Source organism: Mesorhizobium sp. P2_E10 (genome assembly GCF_056404235.1).
Window position 1 is genome coordinate 1 of the sequence record NZ_JBFUEK010000051.1, and the last position, 1,026, is coordinate 1,026.

At 61.8% G+C, this 1,026-nt stretch carries 1 protein-coding gene; it reads left to right on the plus strand.

What is annotated here, in order from left to right; translation table 11 throughout:
- Positions 1-1,020, plus strand: a 1,020-nt coding sequence (locus tag AC1D0N_RS31865; protein ID WP_477250587.1) for an ISAs1 family transposase, incomplete at its 5' end; no start/stop codon positions are given.
- Positions 1,021-1,026: the final 6 nt, after the last annotated feature.

The following is a 1,026-nucleotide window of genomic DNA, read 5'->3' on the forward strand; positions in this document are numbered from 1 at the left end:
CGCGCAGCCAACGCCACGCACCGGCTTGGCGACCTGATCGTGATGATGATCGCGGCAAGCCTGTGTGGCGCGACCAACGCGACGGAGTTTTCGTTGTTCGCGCAAGAGCGCAAGCAGGCGCTATCGCGTTTGATCGAATATGAAGAGGCGCCCAGCCATGACACCTTCTCGCGGCTGTTGCGCCTGCTCGATCCTGAGGCCTTCGGACGTGCGTTCGCCGCCTTTGCCGCAGGGTTTGCCCAAGCCCGCCAAGGTGTGGTCTCGCTAGACGGCAAGGCGCTGCGGCGGGCCTATGAGAAGGGCCTTGCGRCCAGTCCGCCTCTGACGGTGTCGGCCTTTGCCAGCCAGACGCGGCTGTGTCTGGCGGCTGCATCGCCCGGCGATGGAGAGAATGAGGTCGAGGCTGCCCTCAAGGTCGTCGAACTCATTGATCTTGCTGGACGATTGGTCACGGCCGATGCGCTCCACTGTCATAAGCGCATGGCTGAAGCCATCATTGAGCGCGGCGGCGACTACCTGCTTGCACTCAAGGGAAACCGCCGGCATTGGCTTGCTCGGGCCAAACAACACTTGGCTCAGACCACCCCCGCCATCGCGGAGCAGACCGAAACCAGTCATGGCCGCAGCGAATGGCGGCAGGCAGAGGTCGTGGCGGCAGCCGAGCCAATGATGTGCGGTCACAAAGCCTTCATCCGCATCACCAGCCGGCGCGATCAAACCAAGCCGCTGACGCGACTGTTCATGGCCTCTACGCTGCTGTCACCGCAGCAGGCAATCGATCTCACCAGGGCTCATTGGCAGATCGAGAATGGCCTGCACTGGATGCTCGACGTTCATCTGGATGAGGACCTCAGCCGAGCCCGCAAGGACAACGCCCCCGCCAACACCGCACTCCTCAACCGCCTCGCCAAAAACATCCTCCAACTCGCCGACACAGACAAAGTCCCCATCAGCCATCGCATCAAGAAATGCGCATGGAATGACGGCTACCTAATCAACGCTCTAACTCATATGCGATAGCCCTGC